The 547-nt window shown below is 79.2% G+C and carries 1 pseudogene; it reads left to right on the plus strand.

From position 1 onward, the window contains the following. Positions 1–547 (plus strand): annotated as a pseudogene (locus GTW08_RS12185) (hypothetical protein); the annotation flags it as partial.

Consider the following 547-nt stretch of genomic DNA (forward strand, 5'->3'; position numbering starts at 1 on the left):
GCACGAACGGTTCTGGCCGCGGCTCGCCGCGGGCCCGGCCACCGGCACCGGCGAGGACACCGAGTTCTGGGCGGCCGTCGAGCGGGAGGACCTCGGCCTGCTGGCCGCCCACCTCGACGTCGACGGCGAGCGGCTCGGCGCCGTGCTGCCCGCACTCGCGGCCTGGCGCAGCCGCCGGCGCAGCGACGCATCGCTCGACCGGCTCCGTTACCGCGAGTCCTGGCGCCCGCTGACGCTGCCCACGGCCGTGGAACCGGGCCGCCACCTCGTGCTCGTCCCGGCCGTCGCGGCCGGGGACCCCTGGGTCGGCGAGGTCGTGGACGCCCTCGGACCGGACACCGTCCGGGTCGACCTCGACGGCACCGGCACCGACCGGGCCGGCCTCGCCGCGGTGCTCACCGGGCACGCCGACGCCGGGCTCACCGGGATCGTGTCCCTGCTGGCCCTCGACGAGACCCCGTGCGGGTCCGCCCCGCAGGACGCCGCATCCGGTGCGGACGCGGTGCCCGGTGTGGACGCGGTGCCCGCCGGGCTCGCCGCGACCGCG

It is taken from the genome of Pseudonocardia sp. SID8383 (genome assembly GCF_009864975.1).
GTDB lineage: Bacteria > Actinomycetota > Actinomycetes > Mycobacteriales > Pseudonocardiaceae > Pseudonocardia > Pseudonocardia alni.